At 70.8% G+C, this 26548-nt stretch carries 11 protein-coding genes and 1 pseudogene; 3 read left to right on the top strand and 9 right to left on the bottom strand.

The genetic code is table 11. The annotated features are described in order from the left end of the window. On the top strand, nucleotides 1-1252 hold a 1252-nt coding region (locus AB0C20_RS00700; protein WP_357566915.1), incomplete at its 5' end, for a VWA domain-containing protein. On the opposite strand, the gene AB0C20_RS00705 is transcribed toward AB0C20_RS00700, so the two are convergent. From AB0C20_RS00705 to map, 5 genes and pseudogenes are all read right to left on the bottom strand, one after another. Next, the gene (locus tag AB0C20_RS00705; RefSeq protein ID WP_357180009.1) at nucleotides 1177-2133 is read right to left on the bottom strand and encodes a LysR family transcriptional regulator; all 957 of its coding nucleotides are present in this window, start codon (nucleotides 2131-2133) and stop codon (nucleotides 1177-1179) included. The genes AB0C20_RS00700 and AB0C20_RS00705 overlap by 76 nt on opposite strands. Nucleotides 2134-2289: 156 nt before the next feature. Then, nucleotides 2290-3090 (bottom strand): FkbM family methyltransferase, encoded by an 801-nt coding sequence (locus AB0C20_RS00710; protein WP_357566916.1) that lies wholly within the window; start codon nucleotides 3088-3090, stop codon nucleotides 2290-2292. A 36-nt stretch (nucleotides 3091-3126) separates the two neighbouring features. Further along, nucleotides 3127-4782 carry a sulfatase-like hydrolase/transferase gene (locus tag AB0C20_RS00715; protein ID WP_357566917.1) on the bottom strand — a complete coding sequence of 552 codons (1656 nt, stop codon included), beginning with the start codon at nucleotides 4780-4782 and terminating at the stop codon, nucleotides 3127-3129. Between the two features lie 283 nt (nucleotides 4783-5065). Next, nucleotides 5066-5749 (bottom strand): annotated as a pseudogene (locus tag AB0C20_RS00720) (CDP-alcohol phosphatidyltransferase family protein); the annotation flags it as partial. A gap of 182 nt (nucleotides 5750-5931) precedes the next feature. Further along, nucleotides 5932-6705, bottom strand: a complete 774-nt coding sequence (gene map / locus AB0C20_RS00725) for a type I methionyl aminopeptidase (protein ID WP_357566918.1) — start codon at nucleotides 6703-6705, stop codon at nucleotides 5932-5934. Nucleotides 6706-6770: 65 nt separating this feature from the next. Here map and AB0C20_RS00730 point away from each other — a divergent pair, with 65 nt between their 5' ends. Beyond that, the gene (locus AB0C20_RS00730) at nucleotides 6771-7073 is read left to right on the top strand and encodes a helix-turn-helix transcriptional regulator (protein WP_210785397.1); all 303 of its coding nucleotides are present in this window, start codon (nucleotides 6771-6773) and stop codon (nucleotides 7071-7073) included. Nucleotides 7074-7255: 182 nt separating this feature from the next. Further along, nucleotides 7256-8122 (top strand): aldo/keto reductase, encoded by an 867-nt coding sequence (locus AB0C20_RS00735; RefSeq protein ID WP_357566919.1) that lies wholly within the window; start codon nucleotides 7256-7258, stop codon nucleotides 8120-8122. A gap of 110 nt (nucleotides 8123-8232) precedes the next feature. Here the strand turns inward: AB0C20_RS00735 and AB0C20_RS00740 are convergent, their stop codons facing one another. The 4 genes from AB0C20_RS00740 to AB0C20_RS00755 all read right to left on the bottom strand — a co-directional run bounded on the left by AB0C20_RS00740 (nucleotide 8233) and on the right by AB0C20_RS00755 (nucleotide 26529). Further along, nucleotides 8233-9405 carry a beta-propeller fold lactonase family protein gene (locus AB0C20_RS00740; RefSeq protein ID WP_357566920.1) on the bottom strand — a complete coding sequence of 391 codons (1173 nt, stop codon included), beginning with the start codon at nucleotides 9403-9405 and terminating at the stop codon, nucleotides 8233-8235. Nucleotides 9406-9562: 157 nt separating this feature from the next. Beyond that, nucleotides 9563-14443, bottom strand: coding sequence for a LamG-like jellyroll fold domain-containing protein (locus AB0C20_RS00745; RefSeq protein WP_357566921.1), 4881 nt, complete (start codon nucleotides 14441-14443; stop codon nucleotides 9563-9565). Next, nucleotides 14440-20310 carry an RHS repeat-associated core domain-containing protein gene (locus tag AB0C20_RS00750; protein WP_357566922.1) on the bottom strand — a complete coding sequence of 1957 codons (5871 nt, stop codon included), beginning with the start codon at nucleotides 20308-20310 and terminating at the stop codon, nucleotides 14440-14442. The genes AB0C20_RS00745 and AB0C20_RS00750 overlap by 4 nt, the downstream gene beginning before the upstream one ends. Nucleotides 20311-20430: 120 nt before the next feature. Further along, on the bottom strand, nucleotides 20431-26529 hold the full coding sequence (locus tag AB0C20_RS00755; RefSeq protein ID WP_357566923.1) for an RHS repeat-associated core domain-containing protein: 6099 nt from the start codon (nucleotides 26527-26529) through the stop codon (nucleotides 20431-20433). Between the last annotated feature and the right edge of the window lie 19 nt (nucleotides 26530-26548).

Below are 26548 nucleotides of genomic sequence, written 5' to 3' on the forward strand. Positions count from 1 at the left end.
TGGTCGCGCGCCGGTGAGCAAGGGCGTGCTGCGCGGCGTCGACCGGGCCGCGTTCGCTGTGGCGCTGGCCGGGCGCCTGCGCCGAGCCGGCGTCCCGGCCGGGCTGACCACCGTCGACGACTTCGTCCGGGCGCTCGCCGCCAGCCCACCCGACTCGATGTCGTCGCTCTACTGGACCGCCCGGATCAGCCTGGTGCGACGGCACACCGACGTCCCCGCGTTCGACCGGGTCTTCGCGGCGATCTTCGCGGACCCTCCACCGTTGCCCCGACCGCAGCGGTCCGCACCCCCGACCGACGGGCCCGACGACGTGTACGTCCGGGTGCCGGCCGACACCGACGACGCGGGGCCGGGCGGCGGGCTGCCGTGGGCGACACTGCCGCCGACGGTCGCCGAGACACCGGAACACGACAGCGAGCTGCGACTGCCCGAGCGTCGCCCGAGCGCCCACACCAGGCTCGCCGACCGTCCGTTCGACGAACTCGACGCCGCACAGGTCACGCAGCTCGGCGACGCCCTGCGCGCGGCCGTCGCCGACTGGCCGACCCGCCGCACCCGGCGGCACACCGTCGGCTCGTCCGGTGCCCGGATCGCGTTGCGGGCCACCATCGCCCGAGCCCGGCGTACCGGCTGGGAGCCCGTCGAGGTCGTCCGCGCGCGCCCGGTACGGCGGCCACGCCGGGTCGTGCTGCTCTGTGACGTCAGCGAGTCGATGCGGGCGCAGGCGACCGCGTACCTGCATCTGATGCGGGCGTTCGCTGTGGTCGCCGACGCGGAGGTGTTCGCGTTCGCCACGACGCTGACCCGGCTCACAGTGGTGCTCCGGCACACCTCGGCGGCCGAGGCGGTCGCGCAGGCCAGCGCCGCCGTGACCGACCGGTACGGGGGCACCCGCATCGCCACGAACCTGCGCGCCCTGCTCGCCTCTCACCACGCGGAGGCCGTACGCGGGGCGGTGGTGGTGATCGGGTCGGACGGTTGGGACAGCGATCCGCCCGTCGACCTGGCAGCGGTGATGGCCCGGCTGAGCCGCCGGGCGTACCGGATCGTCTGGTTGAATCCCCGCGCCGGCGCACCCGGCTTCGCCCCCCGCGTCGGCGGGATGGCCGCCGCACTCCCCTACTGCGACCGGATGCTGCCGGCCGGCACCTTCCAGGACCTGCTGGTCGTCGCCCGTCAACTCCAGAGCGTCACGTGCACCGACGGCCGGAAATGGCCGACGCTCACGCCCGCGCCGCGCATCATCGCCTGAATCGCCCTCGGCGTCGACGAGAAGCGCGACAGCTCCTCGGCCGCCGACATCGAACCCGGGGTGGCGAGGACCTGCGCGTGCCACACCGCCTCCATCGTCGCGTGCGGCCCCACCACCTGCCCGAGCTGGCCCTGACGGATGTCCGGCGCGACGGTGAACGCGAGGGCCGGCGCCACCCCCTTGCCCCGCTTGGCCTCCCCCAGCGCGGCCGCGTGGCTCTGGAAGATCTGCTGCCGCTCGTCCGGCACGGCAAGCCGACGCAGCAGCGCCGGGACAGCGCCCCACTCGGTGGCGGCCGACGGCCCGAGCAACCAGGTCTGCTCCCGCAGCTGCCCCGGGGACGCCGCCAGGCCGGCCAGTGGATGCTCCGGACCGACGGCGATCACGAGCCGGTAGTTCATCACCGGCCGGCAGCCGATGGCGCTGTCGACGACCGACGGCTGCGGCCCGATCGCGATGTCCGCAGCGCGGGTCAACAGCAGCGACCCGAACGATCCCGGGTTGCGCACGCTCAGCTCGACGTCGAGGTCGGCGGCCCGCTTCGCGAAGAGTTCGATCAGCCCCGGCGCGGCGAACTCGGCGAACAGGCTCGACGCGGCGACCCGCAGCATCCGTCGCCCGCGCGTCGCGGCGCTGACCTCAAGGATGGTGCGGTCCTGGAGGCCCAGCAGTTCCGCCGCGCGACTGGCCAGCCGCAGCCCACCCGGGGTGAACGCGAGGCCAGCCGCCGTGCGGGCAAAGAGCTTGTCGCCGAACTCCTTGCGCAGTTGGGCGATGTGCAGCGACACCGCCGACTCGGAGACCCGAAGCTCCGCGGCGGCCTGTTTGACCGAGCCCAGCCGGACCACGGTGACGTACGCGCGCAGCTGTGTCGGGGTCATCGGCGTCACCCTCTTCCCCGCGATCGCGTGGCTCGGCTCGGCGTCGAGACGAACGTCGATCATCCCGCGCTGGTCCGTCCCACCGCCAGCGGCCGATCATCTGATCGTCGGACCCGGTGCCGCTCACCGTGGACCGAAGCGGTGACGAGTGCTCCGTCAGCTGTCGGTGGTTGCCCCCTGGGTTCCGGACACGCAGTACACGTCGCCGGAGTTCGCGGCGTGCGGCAGGTCGTGCAGGTGCGTCGCCAGGTCGCTCGCGGACATCCACCGTCGGAACGTCATCGACTTGTCGTCGCCCACCGCGACGTCGAAGCCGTCGAAGCCCAGGGCGGTCAGGCGCTCGAGACACCGGGCGGCGACCGCCCGCGCGATTGTGGTGAACTCGAACGACAGCGCGGGTAGTGGGCGGCTCAGGCCGGCCAGCACCTCGTCCTCGAAGCCCTCAACGTCGATCTTGGTGAAGGTCGGCACGCCGTACGTCTCGATCAGCGCGTCGACTGTGACCACCGGGACCTCGATGTCGGCGTCCCACACCTGGCCCTCCCACCCGCCTGCGCCCTTCGCCGCCCGAACGAATTCCGGTGAGGCGGTCGAGACCGTGGGGTTGGCGGAGTTGACGTGCAACCGGGTACGCCCGGGGAGCGCGCCGCACGCCGCGTCGACCACTGTCACCCGGTCGTCGTCGGCGTAGATCGCCCGCAGGGCGCGCAGACACAGCGGCTGCGGTTCCACGGCGACGACCCGGGCGCCGAGACGGCGGAAGCTGGCGATGTGGTCGCCCACGTGGGAGCCGATGTCGAAGACGAGGTCCCCACTCCTGACGAAGCGGGAGTAGAACGCGTCCATCCTCGCGTCCCGCGCGGGATCGCCGTAGTAGACGTCCAGCGACCGGTGCAGCAGGGACAGGGCCGGGTCGGTCCGGAGCGCGGCGATCCTGGTGTCGGTGGTAGCCGTCATCTGTCTGGGGTCCAGTCCGTGAGAGAGGTGGCCGGGTTACGGTCCGAAGGCGGTCAGGAACCGGTCCCGGAAGGCGTCCATCCGCCAGACCGGCGCCTGCGGCCCGGGCTTCAGCCCGTCCTGCCAGCCCCACCCGGAGATCCGGTCCAACACGGCCCGATCACGGGTGATGATCGAGATCGGCACGTCGTGGCTGGCGTTCTCGCCGGTGATGACAGCGGCGGGTTGGTGGTCACCGAGGACGATGAACACGAGGTCGTCGTCTCCGTAGGTCCGCACGTAGGAGATGAGCGTGCCGAGGGTGTACTCGATGGACTTCCGGTAGTCCGCCCGGATCTGGCCGGTGTTGCGGCGCTTGTCGTCCGACCGGCCCGCGCCGGCCCCACTGTAGACCGCGCCGTCGCCGACGTCGGCCCAGTCGAGCAGCGGCGGGACAGGCGTCCAGGGCGCGTGACTCGACACCAGAGCCAGCTCGGTCATCACGTTGCCGTCACGCTTCGCCTGCTCCAGGCGCTGCCAGCTCGCCAGTGTGTACTGGTCGGGCGGGGTGCCGAAGCTGAACTTCGGGCCACGGTACGCGAGCGCCTTGGCGTCGTAGAACCGGTCGTAGCCGAAGAAGGAACCCTCCGGCCACGCCCTGGTGACGGCGGGCATCACGCCGACGGTCTGCCAGTTCGCCCGTCGGAAGGCGCCGTTGAGGGTCATCCGGTCACTGGCCAGCAGGGTGCGGTGCCGCTGGTCGTTGTCGATCCAGAGGCCGGAGAGCAGCGTGTCGTGCGCGAGCCAACTGCCGCCACCGAATGTCGGCGAGGTGAGGAAGCCGCTCTGCGCGGCGAAACCCGCAGCGCCCAGCTCGCTGGTGCCGCGGTCGAGGACCGCACCGACCTGCGGCGCGAACTCCGGGTCCTCGACGGCGTCCCGGCCGTAGCTCTCCACGAAGGCGACCACCACGTTCTTGCCGCGTAGCGCGGTCAGTAGCTGGTCACCCGGGGTGTCGCCGAACCTGTCGGCCTCGATCAGCGCGCCGAACGTCTCGCGGTCGTCGAGGCGCAGGCGCACCTGGAAGCCGTGCCCGTTGGCCAGTGTGGTGGCGGACGTGTCGGCGACCGGCACGCCCTCGACCACCCGCACGTTGAACGCGGCGCAGGCCACCCAGACGACCACCAGCGCGGCCACGATCCGGGTGCTCCCGGTGCGGTGCCGGACCACCAGCCGCCGCAGTCGCCGCATCGACAGCGTGACCAGTGTGGGCAGGCCCACGAGCACCACCGCCAGTGTGATGGCGACGCCGATGGCGGCGGGTCGACCGTACGACTCGCTGAGGAAGGCGAAACCCTCGTCGAGGAGTGCCCAGTCGAGCACCGGGTCGAACGCCCGGCTCAGCGAGGCGGTGAACCCCAGGTCGAACAGCTTCAACAGGCCGAGCAGGCCGAGGGCCACGCCGGCCAGCGTCGCGACCAGTCGGCTGCCGCGAGACGGCAGGGCGAGCAGGAGGGCCACGACAAGCAGCGCCTCCAGGGGGATCCGCGCGAACGCCGCCGGGCTGAGCCGGCCGAAGTCGTACGGCACGGTGAGGACGAGCAGCACGAGCAGCGCGGCCAGTACTGTCGTCAGCCGGGCGGCGATGGAACGTCTCGGCCGATCCTCGACGTCGGTGCCGTCGGCGGTCCCGTCCGAGACCTCGGCCCTCATCGCCCTCCGTCCCTGGCTCGGCAGCTGACGTACACGCGTCAAGAGCGACAACCCGGGCATCCTTCCATGATCCTTGTTGGGCGCGGCATCCGGGCGACTCAGACGCGGGCGATCCCGCGTCGGGCCACTGCGACAGTGGGACGGTCCGACCACGGCAGACCATCGGTAGTACCCGGGGTCAGGTCGGCCAGCCCCGCTCCGGCGCTCGGGGCGCTGTGGCTCACCGAGCTGGCCGGCTGGACCATCGCACCCGGGCGCCGGGGATGACGGTGTGGCGGAGGCGCCGGGTCTTCCAGAGCCAGGCGACGTCACGCCCGAACGACTCGACCAGCAGCGCCACCGACACCACCAGCACCACTGTCGTCAGCGGCGCGGGCAGCACGTCGGCCATCGCCACCGTCAACGCCACGCCCTGGATCGCGGCGACGACCTTGCTCCAGTACCGCGGCGGCGCGGATCCCCGCATCCACTCCAACACCCAGGTAGCGGCGCCGAAGAGGTAGCGCATCGCGCCGATCACGAGCACCCAGCCACCCACAGTGGGGGCCACGTGCAGGCAGAGCACCAGGACCAGGAAGGAGTCGATCTCCATGTCGAAGCGCGCGCCGAGCTCGCTGGTGGTCCCGGTGCGGCGGGCCGTGTACCCGTCCACGGCGTCGAGGGCCAACGCCACGCTGGTGAGGACGACCATCAGTGTGATCGGCGCCGACCGGCCGAACGAGTCGGCGGCCAGGGCCGTCACGCCGCCGACGAGGATCGCCCGGCTCAGGGTCACCCGGTCGGCCGGGCTGAGCGCACCCACGCCCGAGCGGGACATCCCCCGGCTGAGCAGGGCGCACAGGACCACCCCGTACGCCAGCCCCGCCACCCAGCCCGCCGCGCCCAGACCGACAGTCTCCGCCAGCACCGCCAGCAGGACGATCTGCACGAGCAGTCCGATGACCGGACCAGTTCGAACCGTTGACATCGTGCCTCCGTGACTCTGGTGGGTGACCCTGACCGTCATCACGGAAAATATGACCGATCGGTTCATTCTGAACGCGACCCGGCAGGGTGCCACGGAGGGACGTGCCCCTTCGGCGGGCGGTTAATCGTCCATCGTGGGCCGGTCGTCGGCTGACCGATGAGGCGTCGATCGTCTCCTACGGGTCAGGGCGTCGGCAGGGTGAGCACGTCCGCGCCATCGTCGGTGATGGCGATGGTGTGCTCGCTGTGCGCCGTCCGGCAGCCCGTCGCGCTGCGGAGGGTCCAGCCGTCGGCATCGGTGACGAGCGTGGCGGTGTCCGCCATCACCCACGGCTCCAGCGCCAGCAGCAGCCCCGGGCGTAGCCGGTAGCCGCGACCGGGGCGCCCGGTGTTGGAGACGTGCGGGTCCTGGTGCATCGTCGAGCCGACGCCGTGGCCGCCGAACTCCGTGTTGACCGAGAATCCCGCCGCCTTGAGGACCGAGCCGATCGCGTGGGAGATGTCACCGATGGGAACGCCGGGGCCGGCGGCGGCGATCCCCGCCTGCAACGCGCGCTCGGTCGCGTCGATCAGCGCGAGACTCTCCGGAGGTCGCACGTCACCCACGATGAAGCTGATGGCCGAGTCCGCGACGACTCCACAGTGCGAGACGGCGAGGTCGAGCGAGAGCAGATCGCCGTCGGCGAGCGGGTAGTCGTACGGCAACCCGTGCAGCACGGCGTCATTCACCGACGTGCAGATGTAGTGGCCGAACGGCCCACGCCCGAAGGACGGCTCGTAGTCGACGTAGCAGGACTGCGCCCCGGCCTCGGTGATCATGACCTGCGCCCACCGGTCGATGTCCAGGAGGTTGGTGCCGACCACGCAGCGGCTCTTCAGCGTCTGCAGGATGCCAGCGACCAGCGCGCCGGTGTCCTTCGCTCGCAGCACGTCGGTGGGGCTCAGGATCTCGATCATGCAGCGCCTTCCTCGGACCACCAATAAGTATCCCGGCCATATTATCCCGGTACTAGAATCGGGGCATGGTCAGGTTGCCGCTCACTCCCGAAGAGCTCGAACGCGGACAGCGCCTCGGCGCGCTCCTGCGTCGCGCCCGTGGAGAGCGTTCGATGCTCCTCACCGCGCTGGACGCGGGCGTCTCGCCAGAGACCCTTCGAAAGATCGAGTCCGGCCGGATAGCCACCCCCGCCTTTCCGACCATCGCGGCGATCGCCGACGTCCTCGGCCTCTCCCTCGACGCTGTCTGGTCGGAGATCAACACGTCGGACGGCAGCGCCGAGCTCCCCCGGCCGACACGCACCGCGCGCGAGCGGTTGGCGTCCTAGCGCGCGGCGGTCTGTCGCCGGCGCGAAACGCGAACGCGGTCAGGACCCGAATGATCTGCGGGCTGTCACTGCACTGCCGGCAACGCGCTTCCCACGATAAATAACCTAACAGTGGTTCTTCCCGATCGGTATCGGGCAGACGCCCGACTGCGCAGGTCAGTGGCGGTGGCTACGTTCGCCCAATGCCCACCAACGTGATCAGTGCGGAATCCGCAGGTACCTGGACGCTCGGCGACCTGAGCGTCAATCGGATCGGATTCGGCGCGATGCGCCTGACGGGTAACGGCAGCGCGGCGAGCGACCGCGCGCGGGTCATCGGAGTGCTACGCCAAGCGGTCGACCTCGGTGTGAACCACATCGACACGGCGGCGTTCTACTTCTCGCCGCTCCGGTCGGCCAACGAGTTGATCAACACTGCGCTGTCGCCGTACGCCGATGACCTGGTCATCACCACGAAGGTCGGACCGGGCCGCGATCCCTCGGGAGAGTGGCTGCCGCTGGCCCGGCCGGATCAGCTACGTGGACAGGTCGAGGAGAACCTGCGCCAACTCGGCCGCGACCAGCTGGATGTCGTGAACCTGCGCCAAGACGGACTGGAATCGGTGGCGGAGCACTTCGGCGCGCTGGCCGAGCTACGTGACGCCGGACTCATCCGGCATCTCGGCCTGTCCAACATTCGTCCGCACCACCTCGCGCAGGCGCAGGCGATCGCCCCGGTGGTCTGCGTGCAGAACACGTACGGTGTCGACACCCGACGTACGCAGGATCAGCTCGTGCGTACCTGCGGTGAACAGAACGTCGCATTCGTGCCGTTCTTCGCTATCGCCGGCGACCGACGTGAGGCCGGCGGCGTGGCCGCCAACGCGGCAGTGGAGGCCATCGCGCGCACGCACGGCGCGACGCCGGCACAGGTGCGGATCGCCTGGACCCTCAGTCGCGGCCCGCACCTACTGGCCATCCCCGGTACCGGCAACCCCGATCACCTGGTCGAGAACCTGGCCGCCGGGGCGCTGGTCCTGTCGCCGGAGGAGTTGGCCAGCCTCGAGTAGCGGCCCCCGGGCAGGATGCAGTGACCCCGAACCGCGCGAGTGGGCCTCAGCCTCGTGACACGGCGAGCTGGTCCCGGTCGACGAACGACCGGGACCAGCGGGTGGTGTGCTCAGGAGGCGGCGATGCCCTCCATGCCGATGCCGTCGGTGAACTTCGGCAGACCCTCGACAGTGGTCACGAGGTTCAGGGACCCGTCCTCGTGCACCTTGTAGCCCTGCACGTTGCCGGCGGTGGCGTTCTGCACGTACAGGAAGCCGTCGCTGGTGGTCATGTCGATCGACCCGCCGTTGGTGTCGGCGGCGACGTTCCTGACGATTTCGAGCTTGCCGTCGTCGTTGACCCGGTAGGAGCTGATGGTGGAGCTGCCGGCGTTGGCGACGAAGAAGTAGTCGCCGACGCGCTGGATCCAGCAGGGCGCCTGCTGGCCGTTGGGCACCGACGGGCCGACCTGGTCGAGGGCGCCGTCGTCCTCCAACTCGAAGCGGCTGACCGCGTTGGCGCCCGACTCGGTGACCAGCAGCGAGTCCTCGGTGTCGAAGGTGAAGCCGAACGGGGTGTTGCCCGCGTCGCTGATGACGGGGTTGCGGGACAGTTTGCCGTCGCGGCCGATCTCGTAGCTGAACATGACGTTGGCGCCCTTGGTCGACACCAGGACGAACTCGCCGTCCGGGTCGATCTTGACCTGGGCCGGCGCGGTTCCGAACGCCGGCGGGTTGCCGTTGTGCAGCCCGAGCGAGCGGTTGGCGTCCTCGATCCGCGACAGGCGCCCCTTGTGCAGCTCGAAGCCCTGCACCGAGCCCTCACCACCGGCGTTGAGGACGTAGACGAGGTCGCCACGGGCCGCGACGCTGACCGGCAGCAGACCGCCGGACCAGATGACCTGGAGCTTGTGCAGCTTGGTGCCCTCGACGCGGAAGACCGTCACGGTGTTGCTGCCGGCGTTCACGGCGAAGAGCAGTCCGCGGTGGTAGGTCAGGGAGCCCTGCGAGGCCAGCGCGTCGAGCGGCGCGCCGATGGTGAAGCCGCCCAGCCCGCCGGTCTCGTACTCGCCCGCCTTGGTGAGACGGCCGTCCTCGTCGCGGTCGTACACCTTGATGGTGTTGCCCTCGGCCTTGTTGGTCTGGACGAAGACCGCGCCCTCGTCGCCGTGGTGGTGATCACCCCCCTTGCGGTCGTCGTGGTACCCGGGGCCACCGCCATCGGCGAAGGCGGCCCCGGGGATCGATCCGATGCTGGTCAGACCTGCCAGGAGGGCTGCCGCGAGCGCGACACTGCGCTTCATCACTGACTCCTTATGCACCCGAAGGGAGGAATACGAGTTTTCCTCTCCTTAGAAAGCTATCGGAGCAGCTAGGTGCGTTCGCCTCACTTACCCTAAAGCGGTAATTTCGTGCCGTTCTGGTGAATCGGCAGACGCGGCGCCACCGACATGAGCGCGCTCAGGGCGTGGTGCCCGGTGGCCGAAAATCGAACACCTGTCCCCGGGCGGTCGGGTCGCACGCCTGCTGCACCAGACGGGCGCCGGCCGTCGTGGAGCTGCCCACGATGCCCAGACAGTGCCCGCTCTGCAACGGGCGGATCAGATAGCCGGTGAGCGGCGCGCTGACCGGCTCCAGTCGGAACCGGTGCGCCGCGCCGGCGTCGGCCGGGCAGGCACCGTCGGCGACCGCGCTGCCGACGGCGACGACGGGGTTCAGCACCAGGGTGCAGCCCACCCCGTTGACCGGGTGCGTGCTCTTGATCCAATACCGGCCCTGCCCGGCCGCCTCGACCCGCATCGGCGGAGACGCGGTGGCGCACGATGCCTGCTGCAGAAGGTGGTTCGGATCGCCGGGGACCTCACCCACGCAGAGCCCGGAGTGCGCCGACCGAATCTGGGTGGCGCCCGGAGCCGGCATGCCGTCGTCGGGTACGCGTTGCAGGTCGAAGACCTGGCCCGGGGCGGTCGGATCGCAGGTCAGCTGCACGGCGACGGACCCGGGCGCTGTCGCGTTACCGGCGACGCCGACGCACAGTCCACTGTGCTCGGCCTTGATCTGGTGCCCGTGCAACGTGGGGCCGAAGACCGGGATCAGTCGGAACCGGGTCAACCGCTCCGGCTTGCGGTCGACGCAGTAGTCGTTCTCGAGTCGGGCGCCGACCGCCGTGGAGTTGCCCGCCACGCCGGTGCAGCCCGTCCCGTGCTGTGGATGCGCGGTCATGATCCGGTACAGGTCGTCGCCGGCAAGCTGGAACGACAGGTCGGGGATGGCCTCCCGGCAGGCGGTCAGGAAGAGGTGACCGACGGTGTCCAGGGGGTTCTCGCCCAGGCAGAGGTTGGCATGCTGGGCGAAGAGGCGCAGCGGTCCGGGTTCCGGCGGCGCGGCGATGCCGGCGAGGGCGCGCACCTCGTCGATGACCGCGGCCCGGTCAAGCACCCGGACCTGGTCGACGACCCCCTTCCAGGGCGCCTGCCAGACACCGCCCCACCAGGCCCGGCCGATCTGCAAGGGCCCTCGGGCCGACCAGGGCCGGCGGTGGGTGACCACGTTGGCGAACCGACCGTTGACGTAGAGCCGTAGCTCGCTGGCCGCGGCGTCGTAGACACCGGTCAGATGAGTCCAGGTGTTCACCTGCGGAGCACCGGCGGAGACCACAGTCGAAACCCGCTCCCCGCTCGTCGTGCTCCGGTCGTCGTGCGGGACGACGAACGCCCACCGGTTGCGCTCGCGGCTGTACTCCAGGCTGAAACCGCTCGTCTGAGTCGCCTGTTGACTCACCGCGACCCGGCGTACCCCGGTGTCGGTCAGCTTGACCCAGGCGGCGACTGTGAAGCTTCCCGTGGTCCGCACGACCGGACCGGCAGTGCTCGCGTACCCGCCGGTGCCGTCGAACCCGAGGCCCTTGCCGCTCGTGCCGTAACCGGCGACGGTGCGGTCCACCCCCGGGCCGATGGTGATGCTGTGCCGGTTGCCGGTGCGGTCCACCCGGGCCAGGGTCATCGGACCGGTCGGCTCGGGCTCGAAGTCCCACTCACCACCCGAGCCCTCCAGGTTGTCGCCGATCAGCCCAGCGATCTGGCCCTGGGTCAGCGCCCCGCTGGTCAGCACGGGCTCATCGACCACCCCGGACCACCACTCCACGTACCAGCCGTTGTTGCGGCCCCGCCCGACCAGCGACTGCCCCGTGGCGCTCCAGGTGCTGAGGTGCGCGACAGTGCCCGAGAGCACCCCGTTCACATAGAGGCGCAGCTGGCCCCGGTCGTGGTCGTACACCCCGGCCAGGTGGGTCCACTCGCCGAGCACCGGCGCGACAGTCGAGTGCACTGCCGGCCAGTCTCGTCCGTCCGCCGCGTCGGCCCGGGCCATCGCGAAGGACCAGCGCCGCGACCCGGCGTCGTAGCGCAGGGTGAAGCCGCTGGAGGTTCGGCCGTCCTGACTCAGCACGGTGCCGGTGGTGGTGTCACGGGCCAGCTTCACCCAGGCGGCGGCGGTGAAGCTCCGATCGGTACGGACCACCGGGCCGGGGGCCCAGGCCATGTCGCCGTCACCGTCGAGGTGCAGACCGCCGCCGTTACGGCCCGGCCCCCATGGCTGCCCACTGGAGGACACGGCGAGGGTGTGGGTGTTGCCGGTCTCGTCGACAGCGGTGCGCCCCTCGGTCTCCTCCAACTGCCAGCGCGCCTCCGGACCCCACGGCTCCCCGGCCATCACCTCGCGGATCTCGGCCTCGCTGGTCACCCGATCGAAGATCCGTACGTCGTCCAGGCTGCCCGGCCAACGAGCCGGGTGCGTGCCGTGCCAGAAGCCGCTGCCGATGTTGACCGGCCCCGTCGCGTTCCAGGTGCTGCGGTGCGCCGCCGTACCGGCCAGCGCGCCGTTGACGTAGAGCCGCAGCTGCCCGGCCTGGTGGTCGTACACGCCGGCCAGGTGGGTCCAGACGTCCAACTGGGCGGTGATCCCACTGGCCGCGGCGGCGTTCACCGACACCTGACCCTCGGTGCTGTCGGCGGTGGCCATCTCGAAGACCCAGCCCCGCGGCCAGAGGCCGTACTCCAGCTCGAAGCCGGGGAACCGCAGGCCGGACTGACCCAGCGCGGTGAACCAGTCGTCGTCCCTGGTCAGCTTGACCCAGGCCATGGCGGTGAAGCTGGCGTCGGTGCGGATGACCGGACCAGTGGTACGGGCGTAGGTCTGCTCGGAGGCGTCCAACTCCAGACCGCCGGAGCCTCGACCAGCGCCGAAGACGGCCGCCCCGGTCAGCGTGGCGTGGTGCAGGTTGCTGCCCGTGTCCCACGCCTCGCTGCCGTAGTCCTCCATCGTCCACTCGGCGATGGGTGGCGTCAGGTGTTCGGTGTCGGTCACGAAGTCGAAGCGGGTCTCCGGGCCGGTCAGCCCGGCCCGGTCCACCCCGCGCACCAGCACCGTGTTGTAGCCGCGGGTCGGCGTCACCTGCACCCGTGCCTGCCCACCGGTGGCCGGCACGTCGGGCTGCTCCTTCTCGTTGACCCAGTAGCGGAACGCCACCACGTCGGTGGCGCCGTTGGCGTCGAAGCGGACCTCACCCGCCTCGTACGGCCGGCCGGCGACGCCGTCGGCCACGAAGACCGGCGAGGTCACCGTCGGCGCGACAGTCGGCGGCTGGGCGTCGAGGACGAACCGGCACCAGGCACTCCACGGTCCCGTGGTCTTGGCGTCCTGGGTACGTGCCCGCCACTGGTACGTCGCGCCCTCGGTGAGCACTGTGCTGATCCGTGCGTGCACGGGATTGCCGGAGAAGACGCTCTGGTCCCCCGGCGCATCGCCCAGCACCCGACCGGTGCTGTCCGCCCACTGGAAGGCCACCGACAGGAACTGGTCGTCCTGGTCGGCGTCGAGTGGCACGGCGGTCACTGTCGGTTGGTCGCTGGTCAGGTAACCGGCCGAGTTGTCGGTGCAGCCGTCGAGCTCGGGGGGCTCGGGCACCGTGTTGTAGGTGATCACGAGCTTCGCCTTCGGGAGGAACTCCTTGGCGCCGTTGGCGCTGGTCGACTCGTCCGAGGCGAGCCCGAGGGTCAGGGTGGGTGCCCGGACGGCGGCCGCTTCGGCCACCGCCGCCGTGGCGGTGAGTTCCGCGTCGTTCGGGATCTGGCAGGAGGTGCCGGTGCCCTCACCGCCGTACGCCTCGGTGATGGTGCTCAGCTTCCGGTTGGCGAGCAGCGGCGGAGCGGTGCTCCAGTTCATAGCCGACGTGATCGGCGCGGTGTGGTAGAGGTGCAGCGGCTCGGCGGTGCACGACCACGACCAGGTCTGCGGGATCCGCAGCTGCGCCCGGATGATGCTCTTGCCGGCCACCCCGGACGTGTCCAGCTCGAAGTAGGACCGGAACCGGTCCGTGCTTGACTCCCGTGGGTCACGGCCGACCTGCGGGCGGAACTGCGTGCTGTCCCACCAGTTCTGGTTCGGCAGGTCCTTCTGCACCATGAGCCAGTGCTGCTGGTCACCGGTGAGGTCCGGGTCGAGGTAGAGCGGGAACTGGGCGGCCGGGTCGAGCAGCAGAGCCGGGTCGGGGACGAGGGTCAGTCGATCCCTGGTCACCTCCAGCCCGATCGGTGCCCGCCGGGCGTGTCGGTCCGACCCGTCGCGGCTCGCCGAGTCCCACATCCAGGCGCTACCCGAGCTGAGGACGGTCTTTCCGGCCCGGTCGGTGACCCGCAGGCCGCCGGCGTCGTTGCGGGTGGCGGTCAGCTTCGTCGTGCGCAGTCCGAAGGTGTACCGGCGCAGCGCCGGCTGGCGCGCCGCCTCGGCGGTCTTGACCACCAGCACCTGGGAGAACCCGGTCGCGGTGGCCCGCACCCGCAGGTCCACACCGGGCAGTACGTCGGTGTAGCTGGCGGTCTCGCCGGCCAACACCGGCGTGGGCAGCGGCGTCGGCCAGCTCAGCTCGAGCCGGCCGCCACCCGTGACCACTGTCGCCAACGGCGTCTTTCCGCCGCCCGAGAGGGTCAGTCCCGCCGCCGCCAGGGGTGCGATGGTGCCGTCCGGCCGGGCGCGCAGACGGGTGTCCACCGACACCCACTCCTCGCCCCGCCGGACCCGCTCGGGGCGCTGGCTGATCTCCGCGGTGAGGGTGCCGTCCGGGTTCACGAAGACCTGCTTGGTCGCTGTCGTCCGTTCGGGCAGCGCCACCCGGGTGCCGCTGCGGGCGGCGCGGACCCTGGCGGACTCCTCGGCCGGTGCCGCCACGGTGACGGCCGGAACGCCGCTGGCCGACGCGGTGCCCGATGGCGACCCGGGAAACGTCAGCCCGGCGACGACCACGAACACCAGCCCGCACAGCGGCCCGAGCCGCCGGCGGGTCACGACCGCCGCCAGGAGAACGTCGGCAGGTCGAGCCGGTGCTCCGCGGGCAGGCTGAGCCAGGAGACCGGGCTCGCCCAGCCGGACGGTTCGGTGACGCGGTACGTCATCGGCGCCGGCACGGTCGGCACGGAGCGGTACTGCGTGACGGAGTCCAGTGCGGCGGCCGATTCCCACACCACGCTCTGCTCGATCGGCCGCGGATAGAGGCACTGGTTCCAACCCACGCAGGACCGCTCCTCGTACTCCACGACCGGCTCCTCGTAGTAGTCGTCCTCGTAGTAGTCGTCGTAGTAGTCGTCGATGGTGTAGTAGTCGTCGTCCCGGCTGTAGCCGTCGATGTAGACACCGCTGCTGGCACCGCTGGGCGTGTCCTCCCAGGTATAAACCTCCTCGTACTCCCAGTCGTCGTAGCTGCCCGAGAGGTAATCGATCACCTCGGACAGCCGTTGCTTGCTCCCGCTGATCAGCGGCTGGGTGCTCCGGGTGGCGGTCGCGCCGATGCTGATGCTCTGCGACGACGAGGCCTTGGCCGGCTTGTCGATCTTCTGGCTGGTGCGGATCAGCGAGTGCTCCACGGCCTTCTTCTTGGTCAGCAGCCCGTCCGGGTCGGTGAAGGTGACCGGGTTGTGGTTCGCGTACGCGTAGCCGCCCAGTTGCTGCGGATCGGCCACGTCGGTGATCGGGTCGACCGAGACGAACCGCCCGGTGTCCGGGTCGTACTGTCGGGCGCCGAGCTGCACCAGCCCGCTGTCCGGGTCGGCGTTGCCACCGACGAAGCCCCGGTCACCGACCCAGCCGGCGACGGTGGCCCGCGGCTGGCCGTACGGGCCGAGCAGCCGACTGGTCGCGGCCAGCGTGGTCGAGTCGAGCAGGGTCTCCGCCGTTCCGTGGTGGTCGGTGGCGAGCCAGCTCACAGTGCCGCCCCGGCGCAGCGCCACAGTGGCACCGTTGTGCCGGTAGTAACGCGTACCGGTCACCACCCCGGCCGGGTCACGGTGCAGTTCGGTGTCACCCAGGTAGAGCGTGGTGCCGCTGGCGTCACGACGCAGCACCCGGTTGCCGTCCGCGTCGTACCCGAAGGAAGACGTCCGGCCGCCGGCGGTGACAGTGGCGAGCCGGCCCTCGGCGTCCCAGCCGAGCTGTTGACCGGGCCGGGTCACCGTGTTGCCGTCAGCGTCGTAGCTGAACGTGTCGGTCCGGGTGCCGCCCGGCCCCTCGGTGCGGACCGAGCGCAGCGTGTGCGGCTGCGCGCCGCCCGGGGCCGGGTAGGAGTAGGTGCGGGTGCTCTGACCGGCGGCGCCGCGCCGGATCTCGGCGGCCCGGTTGCCCGAGTCGTCGAAACTCCACGAGTCCCAGTAGCGGGCCGGTCCGCCCAACCCGGCGACGCTCGGCGCTGTCGCGCAGTCGCCACCGGCCGGTGTCCAGCCTTCGACGAGCCGGCGTAGGCCGTCGTAGCGCAGGCACTGGGTGTCCGCGTTCGTGGCGTCGGCGATCCGGGTCACCCCGCCCACCTGGTCGTAGGCGTAGGAGACGTCGGCGGCAGCGCTCTGGCCCTGCCGGCGGGTCTCGGCGCGGGTCAGCCGCCGGGTCACCGGGTCGTACCCGAACGCCCGGGTGACCTGCCGACCGGAGGCGCCGAGCTGGTAGGAGTCCACCTCGCCGGTGCGGGTGTAGGTGGTGGCCGCGACGTAGCTGCTCTGACCCAGCAGGGTGCTCGGCAGTCCGCTCGCCTCGTAGCCGTGCCGCAGCGTCTCGGTCGTCGCCAACCCGCCCAGGTTCGCGACCGGCAGGGTCAGCATGGCGGTGTACGGCTGGTCGTCCTCGTACCAGACGTGCCCGGTCCGGTAGGTGCCGGCCAGCCCCGGCTCGGTCACTGTGAGCGCCGTACCGGTGATCCGACCGCGCAGGTCGTAGCCGCTCACACCGGTGACGATGTCGCCGCCGGCGGCGTGCCGGGTGCTGCTGGCCAGCCGGCCCCTACCGTTGGTCGCGGTGTCGTACGCCCAGGTGGCGAGCACTGTGGCGCCCTCACGCACGGCCGTGCGGCGGCCCAACTGGTCGTAGTCGTAGCCAACGGTCCGGCCGTTGCCGTCGGTGCTGGTCAGCACCCGCCCCTCGGCGTCGTAGCTGGTCGAACGGGTGCCCGAGTTCGGCGTCTCGGCACGCACCTGCCTACCCCGCCGGTCGTAGCCGTAGCGCCACACGTTGCCGGCGTGGTCGGTGGTCGAGGCGAGTTGCCCGGCCAACGTGTACGTGTACCGGGTCGCCTGGTACGTCCCGCTCGGTGCGCCGGAGAGGAACTGGCGCAGCTCCACTGTGCGGTTTCGGGCGTCGCGGATCTCCACTGTGGCGGTGCCCCCGGCCGGCGGGTCGACCGAGACCCGGTCGCCGCCGTGGCTGGTGCTGGTTCGCCATTTCTCCACGCCCTGGCCGTAGAGCACCTCGGCGTTCTGCCGGCCGGCGCCGTCGTAGCCGAGCCGCGTCTCCGCCGGCAGCACGGCCGGCTGGGCGACCAGGCCGGTGCCGGGTGCTCCGCTGTCGAACCGCGGTGCCGACGTGCGGGAAACCCGGCCATGCGAGTCGTATCGGGTGTCGGTCAGGATCCGGCCGCCACCGGGCGCCGGCTGCTGCACCTGGCGGGACCGCAGGAACCCGTCGAAGAGTTCGGTGCTGGTCCGGTAGGCAGCGCCGGTGCCGATCAGTTGTTGGCTGGTGACCGCGCTCGGGCCGTTGCCCGGGACCAGGTAGGAGTAGCGGTGGTTCGGTGTCGCTGTGATCGCCCGGCCGGGCAGCCACACCGAGGTCAGCCGGCCGAGCGGGTCGTATCCGTTCGTCGTCACGCCCCCGTTGGCGTCCCGGGTCGACACCGGCTGCCCGAGCAGCGGGTCGATGGTGGTGGTCACTGCGAACCCGGCCGGGTCGATCACCACCGTGCCGGTCAACGGCCCGCCGACCGCCGGGCTGTACGAGGTACGGGTCAGGTCGCCGGAGGCGTCGCGCCGGTCCAACGGACGGCCGTGCACGTCGAACGTGGCGCGCTCGGTCACCTGGTAGCCGGACTCGGTGCCCTCCTCGACCCGGGTGACATCGCCCTTGGACGGCGGGCTCCCCCACCCCTCGGCCCCGTCGTGGACGAACCGGCGGTCGGTCAGCACCTGGGTGCTCTGGCAGTCTCCGGCGACGGTGACCTGCCGGGACCGCGCGTTCAGGATCCAGCTCGCCTCGTTGACGGCGTAGGTCTGCACCTCGCAGGTGTCGTCACCGGGGAGCGCCACGTCACCGAGATCGTGCGTCTCGGTGAGCAGCCCGGAGCCGTTGTAGCCGTAGCGCTGCTCGGTGACCCGGCTGCCGGTGGCCAGTGTGGTAGTGGTGGTGCTGGACTTGATCTGGGTGACCCGGGCACGCAGCGGGGTGCCGGCGCGGTCGCGGGTCGCGCTGACCGGCAACTGCATCGGCTGCGCCACGGTACGGGAGAGCACTGTCGCGCTGTCGCCGTCGAAGACAGTTGTCTGCCGGGCGAACCCCCGCAGCGGCGCCTCGTCGGCGAGCCCCTCGATCGTCACGTTCTTTGTGGTGCCGTCGGCGTTGCGGTCGCCGTGCATGCCCCGCAGGTAGACGTGCTCGGTCAGGGTGCGGGGGCCGTCGCCCGGAGAACCGGCGCGAATGCGGACCCGCTGGTAGCCGCGCCACTGCCCCCACGACTTGTACCGGTCGGGGACGAGTTCGGCGTCGTCGTGGTGCCAGGCGGCCGACCCGTCGTACTCGTACTCGGTGATCTTGGGGTTGGCGCTCTCCCCGCCGACCAGGTCGGTCTCGGTGACCCGGGTGACCAGATACTTGGCGAACCAGTCCCGGGTCGGGGTGGCGAACTCGGTCGACCAGTAGACCGGGAAGCAGCGGGCCGTGTTGCGGTCCGGCGTCGGCAGCGCGCTCGGCTGGCAGTCGGACGCGGCGTAGCTGATCTCAGTCCGGCCGCCGGTCTCGTTGCGGATCGTGCCGAGCCGGAACTTGCGCATCGCGGGCTGGGTGTCGCCCTGGGTATCGATCCGGTTCGGGGTGCCCTCCCCCTCGGCAGTGGTACCCGGGTCGAAGTCGACGGCGGGCATGCTCGCGGTGCCGCGGACGTGACCGGTGTGCACTATCGACTCCAGCCACAGGCTGGCCGCCGAATCGTCGCCGGTGGCCGGGAAGGTGTGGGTCAGGCTCCAGGAGTCGACGTCCCGGAAACCGCCGTCGTTGACCTGGGTGCTCACCTTCGCGAGCCGGCGGGTGCTCCAGAACGTCGGGGTCGACAGTGGACATGACGAGGCGCACGCCTGGTCCAGCGGGGTGTCCGGGAAGTCCGCCGGCTGCGACTGCTGACAGGGTGACCCGGGACGGCACCGCTCGGCGCTGCCGAACAGCACCCGCGCCCCCGCCGGCGTGGTGTAGAGCGTCTCCAGGCGCTGCCCGTACTCGATCCGGGAGACGTTCGCGGCCCGGACGTACGGCGTCGGGTTGCCGGGGGTGGCGTTACGGCCGTAGCTGTTCGTCTCGCGGTCGTAGTGGTACGTCGTCACGTCGCCGTGCGGGGTGACCACGAAGTCCAACATCCACCGGTACGCCTGCTGGCACCACGACGTCGCGAAGGAGCTGCCCTTGCACGGCTCGTTCGCGTGGTTACCGAAGACCGGCACTGTGAGGGTCGAGTTGGTCTCTGCCGCGCCGGCCGTCCAGCCCGGCATCCGGTTGCGGCCGAAGTGGTACTGGGTGCCGTCCGGCGCGGTCAGCCGCCAGTACTCGCCCCGGTCGTCCGGGCTGGTCGAACCCTCGTCACCGTTTACCGCGCCGGTCAGCAGTTCGGTGCGCCAGCCCTCGTCCTGCTCGGCCCGCCAGGCCCCGGTGGCGTCGTCACGGACCAGCTCGCTGTTGAGACCGGGCAACGAGATCGTGGCACTCTGCACCAGCTTGCCGGCACCGTTCGTCGTCCAGCAGAGGTCGCCGACGCCGGCCTGACCGTCCTCGACGCAGGGCTGGTACGACCGCTCGATGAAGCCCGGTTGCAGCTCGAAGCCCTCACCCGCCCAGGACGGCTGGTTGTTGGTGGCGGCCGTGCGGCCGTCGACCCGCCCGGACGAGTAGTCCAGCGCCAGCTCCGGGGCACCACCGGGCAGCTGCGGCGTCCGCAGCGGATACGACCACTGGAAGTCACCGGACTGCGGGCCGACCTGCCAGCTCGCCGACGGCGACAGGGAGGTCGGCCGGAAGCTGCCGGCCGCTCCGCTCGCACCGGCGGTCAGCGCGTACGTGCCGTCGGTGATCCGGGCCGAGACCCGGTTGGCGCGCTTGTCGTTCGTCGCGGCGACCGGCTGGCTCGGCCCGCAGCCCGGGCCGGCGCTCGGGGCACAGTCGGGCAGCTTCACCAAGCGCAGCCGGGCCGCGTAGTCGCCGCCGAACGCGCCCCGGAAGCCGGCGTAGTCGATGTCGACAGTCGAGCGGCGGGGGGTGCGGTCCTCGTCGGTGGCCGCGTGCCGGACCTTGATCACCAGTCCGTGTACCTGCGCCCGGTTGGTGGCCGCCCGGTCCAGCACCTCGACCCCGACCCGACCTGCCCGGCCGTCCGCCGCGGACACCCGGACCGGCAGTCGGCCGGCCCGGACCGGGGACGCCCCGCGGTCGATGTCGGCTCGCCCCGCCTCGGGCCAGACCACCGGCGGTACGGCGCGGGCGGCGAGCTTGCGGGAGACGTCCTCACCCCGCGGCGCGACGGGCACCAGAGCCCCGGGCCGGTCGGTCGGCGGGGCGGCGGAATGGGCCGGTGACCCGAGCACCGGCAGCCCCGCGACGACAAGTGCCGCCACCAGCAGCCCTCTGTGGACAACGCGCATGCCAACCTCCGCGACGACTGAGCCCGACCCGTCGTGAAGGACGGGCCGGGCTCAGCGTGCGAGGTCGGCGTACAGCACCCCGTACATGCCGGGGTATGACCGACGGTCGTCAGTATCGGCTCAGCTGGTGGAACACGACGCCCCTCCACTGAGACCGCAGCCCACGAATCCGACCACGAGGGCAAGTCCGGTCCCGATCACCACGAAGGCGTCGCGAAGACCGCTGTAGTCAGTGGATTGTGAGGGGCGCTGGTTCGTGCGCGGGTTAGGCCTCGGTGTCGGCGTCGCCGTCGCCCTGGGACGAGTTCGGTCTGACTGACTGCTCCTGCGCTGGTTCAACTCCTTCTGCCTCTGCTTGATCTGCTTCGCACGCTCGAAGTTTCTGTTCTTCCTGGCCTCGTCGTACATCTCACGCAGGGTGTCCTTGTCGTTGATCCCCTTCAGATCACTCGGCCCCTTGTTCGTCTTGCCTCCTCGGCCTCTGTTCGTCGGGCCTCCGGCGCCTACGTCCGGGCCGTCGTCGTCGTGGCTCTTCCGGTTGGCTGCCGCCTTCTTGGTCTTGTTGGCGGCGTTGTCGCGTTTGCAGGCCGCGTTGCACGTCGGGCCCGGCTTCTTCGGGGCGGCCTTCTTGGTGGGCGACGACTTCTTGGCCTTGTTGGCGGCGTTGTCGCGCTTGCACGCCGCGTTACAGGCCGGTCCTGACTTCTTCGGGGATGCCTTCTTCGGCGCGGCCTTCTTCGGGGATGCCTTCTTCGGGGCGGCCTTCTTCGGCGCTGCCTTCTTGGTGACCGCTGGCTTCTTCGCCTTCGGCTTGGCCTTGCCGCCTCCGCTGTTGTCCGCCATCAGCACCAACCCGTCCGGGTCGCTGAACGACGTCGGGTTGTTGCTGGAGTAGGCGTATCCGTGCATCTGCTGTGGATCGTCGATGTCGATGATCGGGTCGACCGAGATGAAGCGACCGGTACCCGGGTCGTACTCCCGCGCACCCAGATGGGTCAGACCGGTGCCCGGGTCGATGTTGCCGCCGACGAAGCCTCGCTCCCCCGGCCAGGTGCCGGTGCCGCCACGCGCCGTGCCGTACGGGGTGAGCAGTCGTCGCGTCACCGCCAGGGTGGACGAGTCGATGGCGATTTCGCCGGTGCCGTGGTGGTCGGACGTCAGCCAGGACACGTGTCCGCCCTTGCGTATGGCGACCGGCTGGCCCTGGTACGCGTAGTAGCGGGTGGCCGTCGCCGTGCCACTGGCCGGCTGGTGCACCTCGGTGTGCCCCAGGTAGAGAGTGGTGCCGGTGGCGTCGCGGCGCAGCAGCCGGTTGCCGTCGGCGTCGTAGACGAACGAGGTGGTCTTTCCGTTCTCCGTGATGGTGGAGACGTTCCCCTCGGCGTCCCAGTCCAGGACCTGCGCCACACCGTTGACAGTGCGACCGGTGGTGTTGCCGCCGGCGTCGTAGGTGTAGCTGTCGGTCCTGGTCCCCGCCGGGCCGGCGGTCCGCACCGACTTCAGGGTGTGCGGTTGGGCCGCGCCCGCTGCCGGGTAGGTGTAGCTCGCTGTGGTGTCCCCGGCGGTGGCGTGCCGGACCTCGCTCAGCCGGTTACCGACCTTGTCGAAGGTCCAGCTCTGCCAGTAGGCCGCCGGACCACCGAGCGCCGCCGCGCTGCGTGCCGCAGCGCAGTCACCCCCGGACGGGGTCCATGCCTCGGTCAGTCGCCGCAACTGGTCGTACCCGAAGCACTGGGTGTCGTTGGTGACGGAGTCACCGACCCGCAGGAGGTTGCCGGCCGGATCGTAGGAGTAGGTGACGTCGGAGACCGGTGTGGTGCCCGGCGCCTGGGTCTGGGCCCGGGTCAGCCGCCCGGTCGCATCGTCGTAGCCGAAGTCCCGGGTGACCTGCTTGCCGCTCGCACCGAGCACGAACCGGCCCAGCTCCCCGGTGTTGCTGTAGCCGGTGCTGGCGACATAGGTGTTGCCGGTGGACGCCAGCGAGCTGGGCAGGCCCAGCGAGGTGTAGAAGGACTTCACCGTCTCGGCGGTGAGGTCGCCGGCGGACGGCAGGTTGGTGTCGACCACCTGGCCAGCGGCGTTGTACCGGAACGTGGTGTCGTATGAGCGCGCCAGACCCCCCTCGGCCGCCGGGATGACCACCGATACGCCGGTGGGCAGACCGCTCGGGTCGTAGCCCAACACCTGGTTCTCGTACACGGCGGAGCCGACGTACCGCTTCGAGGCGGTGGCCAACCCCTTGCCGCCGGGCAGGGTGTCGTAGGTCCACTCGGCCAGCTTCGGCCCGGTGGACGAGGTCTCGTGCACCGCCTTTCGCCGGTCCAGGTCGTCGTAGAGCGTGACCAACGTGCGGTTGCGACCATCGGTGGTGGTGACCGGTCGGTCCGCCTCGTCGTAGCCGATCCGCTGGACGCCGGCATCCGGGTCCTCGGTACGGATCTTGCGGCCGCGCAGGTCGTAGAAGTGTCGCCAGACGTTGCCGGCCGGGTCGGTGACGGTGCTCAGCCGTCCGGCCCGGTCGTAGCCGTAGCGGGTGCTGTCGTACCCGCTCGTGATGCCGGCGACGTGCTGGCGCAGTTCCATGATCCGGTCGTGCGCGTCGAAGATCGTCGTGGTGGCGGTGTCCCCGGCGGGCGGGGTGACCGAGACCCGGTCACCGTCGTACGCGGTGGTGGTCCGCCACTTCTCCACGTTGCGGCCGTAGAGGACCTCCGCGACCTCGCGGTCGGCTCCGTCGTAGATCGTCCGGGTCTGCGACGGCACCGCCGTGTCGGCCACACCGACCAGTGCCTTGGCCGGTAGGCCGGCGGCGTAGTAGTCGGCGTTCTCCTTCCACTCCCGCCCGTGTGAGTCGTAGAAGGTGTCGGTGACGATCCGCCCCGACGTGTTCGGTGACTGTTCCTGGGTCTGCCGCTCGCGCAGGAAACCGTCGAGCAACTGGTACGACGTGGCGTACACGGTTCCGGTGCCCAACAGGGTCCGGGTGCCGAGCACCGTCGGGGCGGTGCGGCGGACGTCGTAGGTGTACTCCAGGTTCGGCGTCGTGGTCGCCTTCGCCCGACCGGGCAGCCACACCTTGGTCACCCGGCCCAGCGGGTCGTAGCTCACGTCGGTCTGCCGACCGTTGACGTCGACCATGGTGAGCGGGTCCTCGGTCAGCGGCGCGAGGGTCGTGGTCACCGTGTGCCCGAGCGGATTGGTGCTCACTATCGACGTGAGCGGACCACCGACTGTCGGTGTGAAGGCCGTCGTGCTGGTCTGGCCGAGGGCGTCGGTGCTCGACGTCGTCCGACCGTGCTCGTCCATGGCGGCACTGCCGATGGTCTGCCAGACCGGCCCGTTCGACCAGTCCTTGGCCTCCTCGGCCTTCGTCACGTCACCACGGGTCGGCAGGGCGCCCCAGACGGACTGTCCGTCGTAGTAGACCCGCTCGTCGCTGAGCAGGTCCGCCGGATAGTTCGCCGTGGTGCCGCAGGGCACCAGCACCGTGGTGGACCGGGACGCGGTGTCGATGATCCAGTCGGTGCGGTTCTTCACGTACGTAGTGGTCGTGCACTCGTCGTCGTCGGCGACGTCGATGTCGCCTCGGTCGTGCACCTCGATCGGCAGTCCGTCGTCGTCGTAGCGGTACAGCACCTCGGTGGTCCGGCTGCCACCGGCGGCCAGGGTCTCGGTGCTGCGCTCGGAACGCTCAGCGGTCACCCAGGCGGCCAGATTCGTGCCGGTCGACCGGGGTCGGGTGGCGGTGTTCCTGATCTCCAGGGGTTCACTGACAGTGCGGGAGACCAGGGCGCCTCCGACGCCGTTGTAGACCGAGGTCTCCCGGGCGAAGCCGCGCCTGATGTTCAGGTCGTCGAGCCCGTCCACCTTGACCAGTTTCGTGCCGCCGGTGGGTGACGCCCGGTCGCCGTCCATGCCGCGCAGGAACACGTGCTCGGTCACCGTGTGCGGCGCGTCCGTGCCGTTGCCGCTGATCTCGCGGACCTTCTGGAAGCCCCGCCACTGCCCCCAGGTCTTGAACCGTTCCGGGGTCAGCTCGGCGTCATCGAAGTGCCAGGCGCCGTCGGTGCCGTACTCGTAGCGGGACACCTCCGGTACGCCGCCACCGACCAGGTCGTTCTCGACCACCTCGGTGACCACGTACTTCTGGAACCAGTCGATCGTCGGGGTCTCGAACTCCTGGGCGTAGTAGCCGGGGAAGCAGCGCGACGTGTTCGACTGCGCCGTCGGCAGGGCCGTCCGTACGCAGCCGGTTGGCGCGTACTTGACCAGGATCTGCCCGCCGGTCTCGTTGTTGACTGTGCCGACCCGGAACTTGTTCATCGCCGGCTGGGTGTCCAGGCCGTCGACCCGGTTGGGCGTGCCCTCACCCTCGGCGGTGGTCGCCGGGTCGAAGTCGATCAGCGGCAGGGTGGCGCTGCCGCCGACATGTCCGCTCTGGGCGATCGACTCCAGCCAGAGCGAGGCGCTGGAATCGTCCTTCGGGTCGGGGAAGGTGTGGTTCAGGCTCCACGACTCGACGTCCTGGAAGCCGCCGTGGTTGACCTGAGTGGTCACCTTCGCCAACCGCTTGGTGCTCCAGAACGTCGGGGCTGCCAGCGCACAGGTCCCACCGGAGCAGGACTGGTCGAGGGGTACGTCCGGGAAGTCCGCCGGCTGACCGGTCTGGCACGCCGAACCGGGCAGGCAGCGGGGCGCGGTGGTGAAGAGCACCCGGGCGCTCGCCGGCACTGTGTAGACGCTCGACGCGCGCAGCCCGTACTCGATGCGGTTGAGGTAGCCGGCGCGGACGTACGGCGTCGGCGCCGTCGGGGTCTTGTTCCGCCCGTACTGGTTGATCTCCCGGTCGTAGTAGTACGCCATCGCGTCGCCGTGCGGGTCGACCACGTAGTCGAGGTTCCACCGGTACGCCTGCTGGCACCACGACTCGGCGAACGTCGCCCCGTGGCAGGGCTCGTTCGCCTCGTTGCCGAAGACCGGCATCGTGTAGGTGGAGTTGGTCTCGCCGCGACCCGAGGACCAGCCGGGCAGCCGGTTCAGGCCGAAGAAGTACTGCGTGCCGTCCTGGGCGGTCAGCTTCCAGTGCTCACCGCGGTCGTTCGGGGTGGCCGAGCCCTCGTCGCCGTTGACGGCGCCGGTCAGCCGCTCGATCCGCCAGCCGTCGTCCTCCTCGGCACGCCAGACGCCGGTGGTCTGGTCGCGGACCAGCTCGCCGGAGACACCCGGCAGTGACACCACCGCGTTCTCCGTCTCCCAGCACTGGTCGTTGACCCCGGTCTGTCCGTCCTCGGCGCACGCCTTGTAGGACCGCTCGATGAAGCCGGGTTGCAGGTCGAAGCCCTCGCCGATCCAGGAGGGCTGGTTGTTGGTGGAGGCGGTCTTCCCGTCCACCGCTCCCGACGAGTAGCTCAGGCCGAGGTCCGGCTCGATGCCCGGCACCGACGGCACCTGCATCGGGTACGACCAGGTGAAGTCGCCGGACTGCAGGCCCACCTGCCAGGTCGCCGACGGCGCCAACGAGGTGGGCCCGTAGCTGCCGGTCGAGCCCGCCGCTCCGGCGGTCAGCGCGTAGAGGCCGTCGGTGACCTGGGCGCTGACGGTGCCCGCCCGGGCGTTGTTGCGGGTCGCCACCGATTGCGCCCGGCCGCACCCGACGCCCTCGGTGGCGGCGCACTCCGGCACCCGGACCAGGCGCAGTCGTGCGCCGTAGTCACCGCCGAAAGCACTGCGGAACCCGGAGTAGTCCACACTGACGCCGAGGTCACGCGTCTTCTGATCCGTGTGGCTGAGGCGCAGCAGCAGACCCGCCGGGCCTCGCCGGGCGACGGCGGAACGGTCCAGCACCTCCACCCGTACCGGGCTGTCCGCGGCCACCGAGACCGGAGTCTTGCCGGCCCGACGCAGGCTCGGCGCGGTCAGCGCGCGATCGGCCCTGGCCGCGGCGCGATCCTCCGGAGAGGGCGGGTTCACCACAGCCACCTCGGCCTTCGGCCAGGTAGTGCTGGGCGCCTTGGTGACCAGCGGAGTACGGTCGGCGGGGCGGGGTCGGGTCGGCACCGCGCTGGTCGGTACCGCGTCCCCGGCCGGGCGGAACGGGGCCGCTGAGGCCGGTTTCGGTGGCGACAGCGGCGCCACCGCGCTCCCGGGCACGGCCACCACCACCGCTAGCAGCAGCAGGACCCCGCGACGTAGACGTCCGGGTCTCGATCGATCGGTCACGAAGACTCCAAAGTGACGA

It is taken from the genome of Micromonospora sp. NPDC048843 (assembly GCF_040649965.1).
In the GTDB taxonomy this organism is placed as follows: domain Bacteria; phylum Actinomycetota; class Actinomycetes; order Mycobacteriales; family Micromonosporaceae; genus Micromonospora; species Micromonospora hortensis.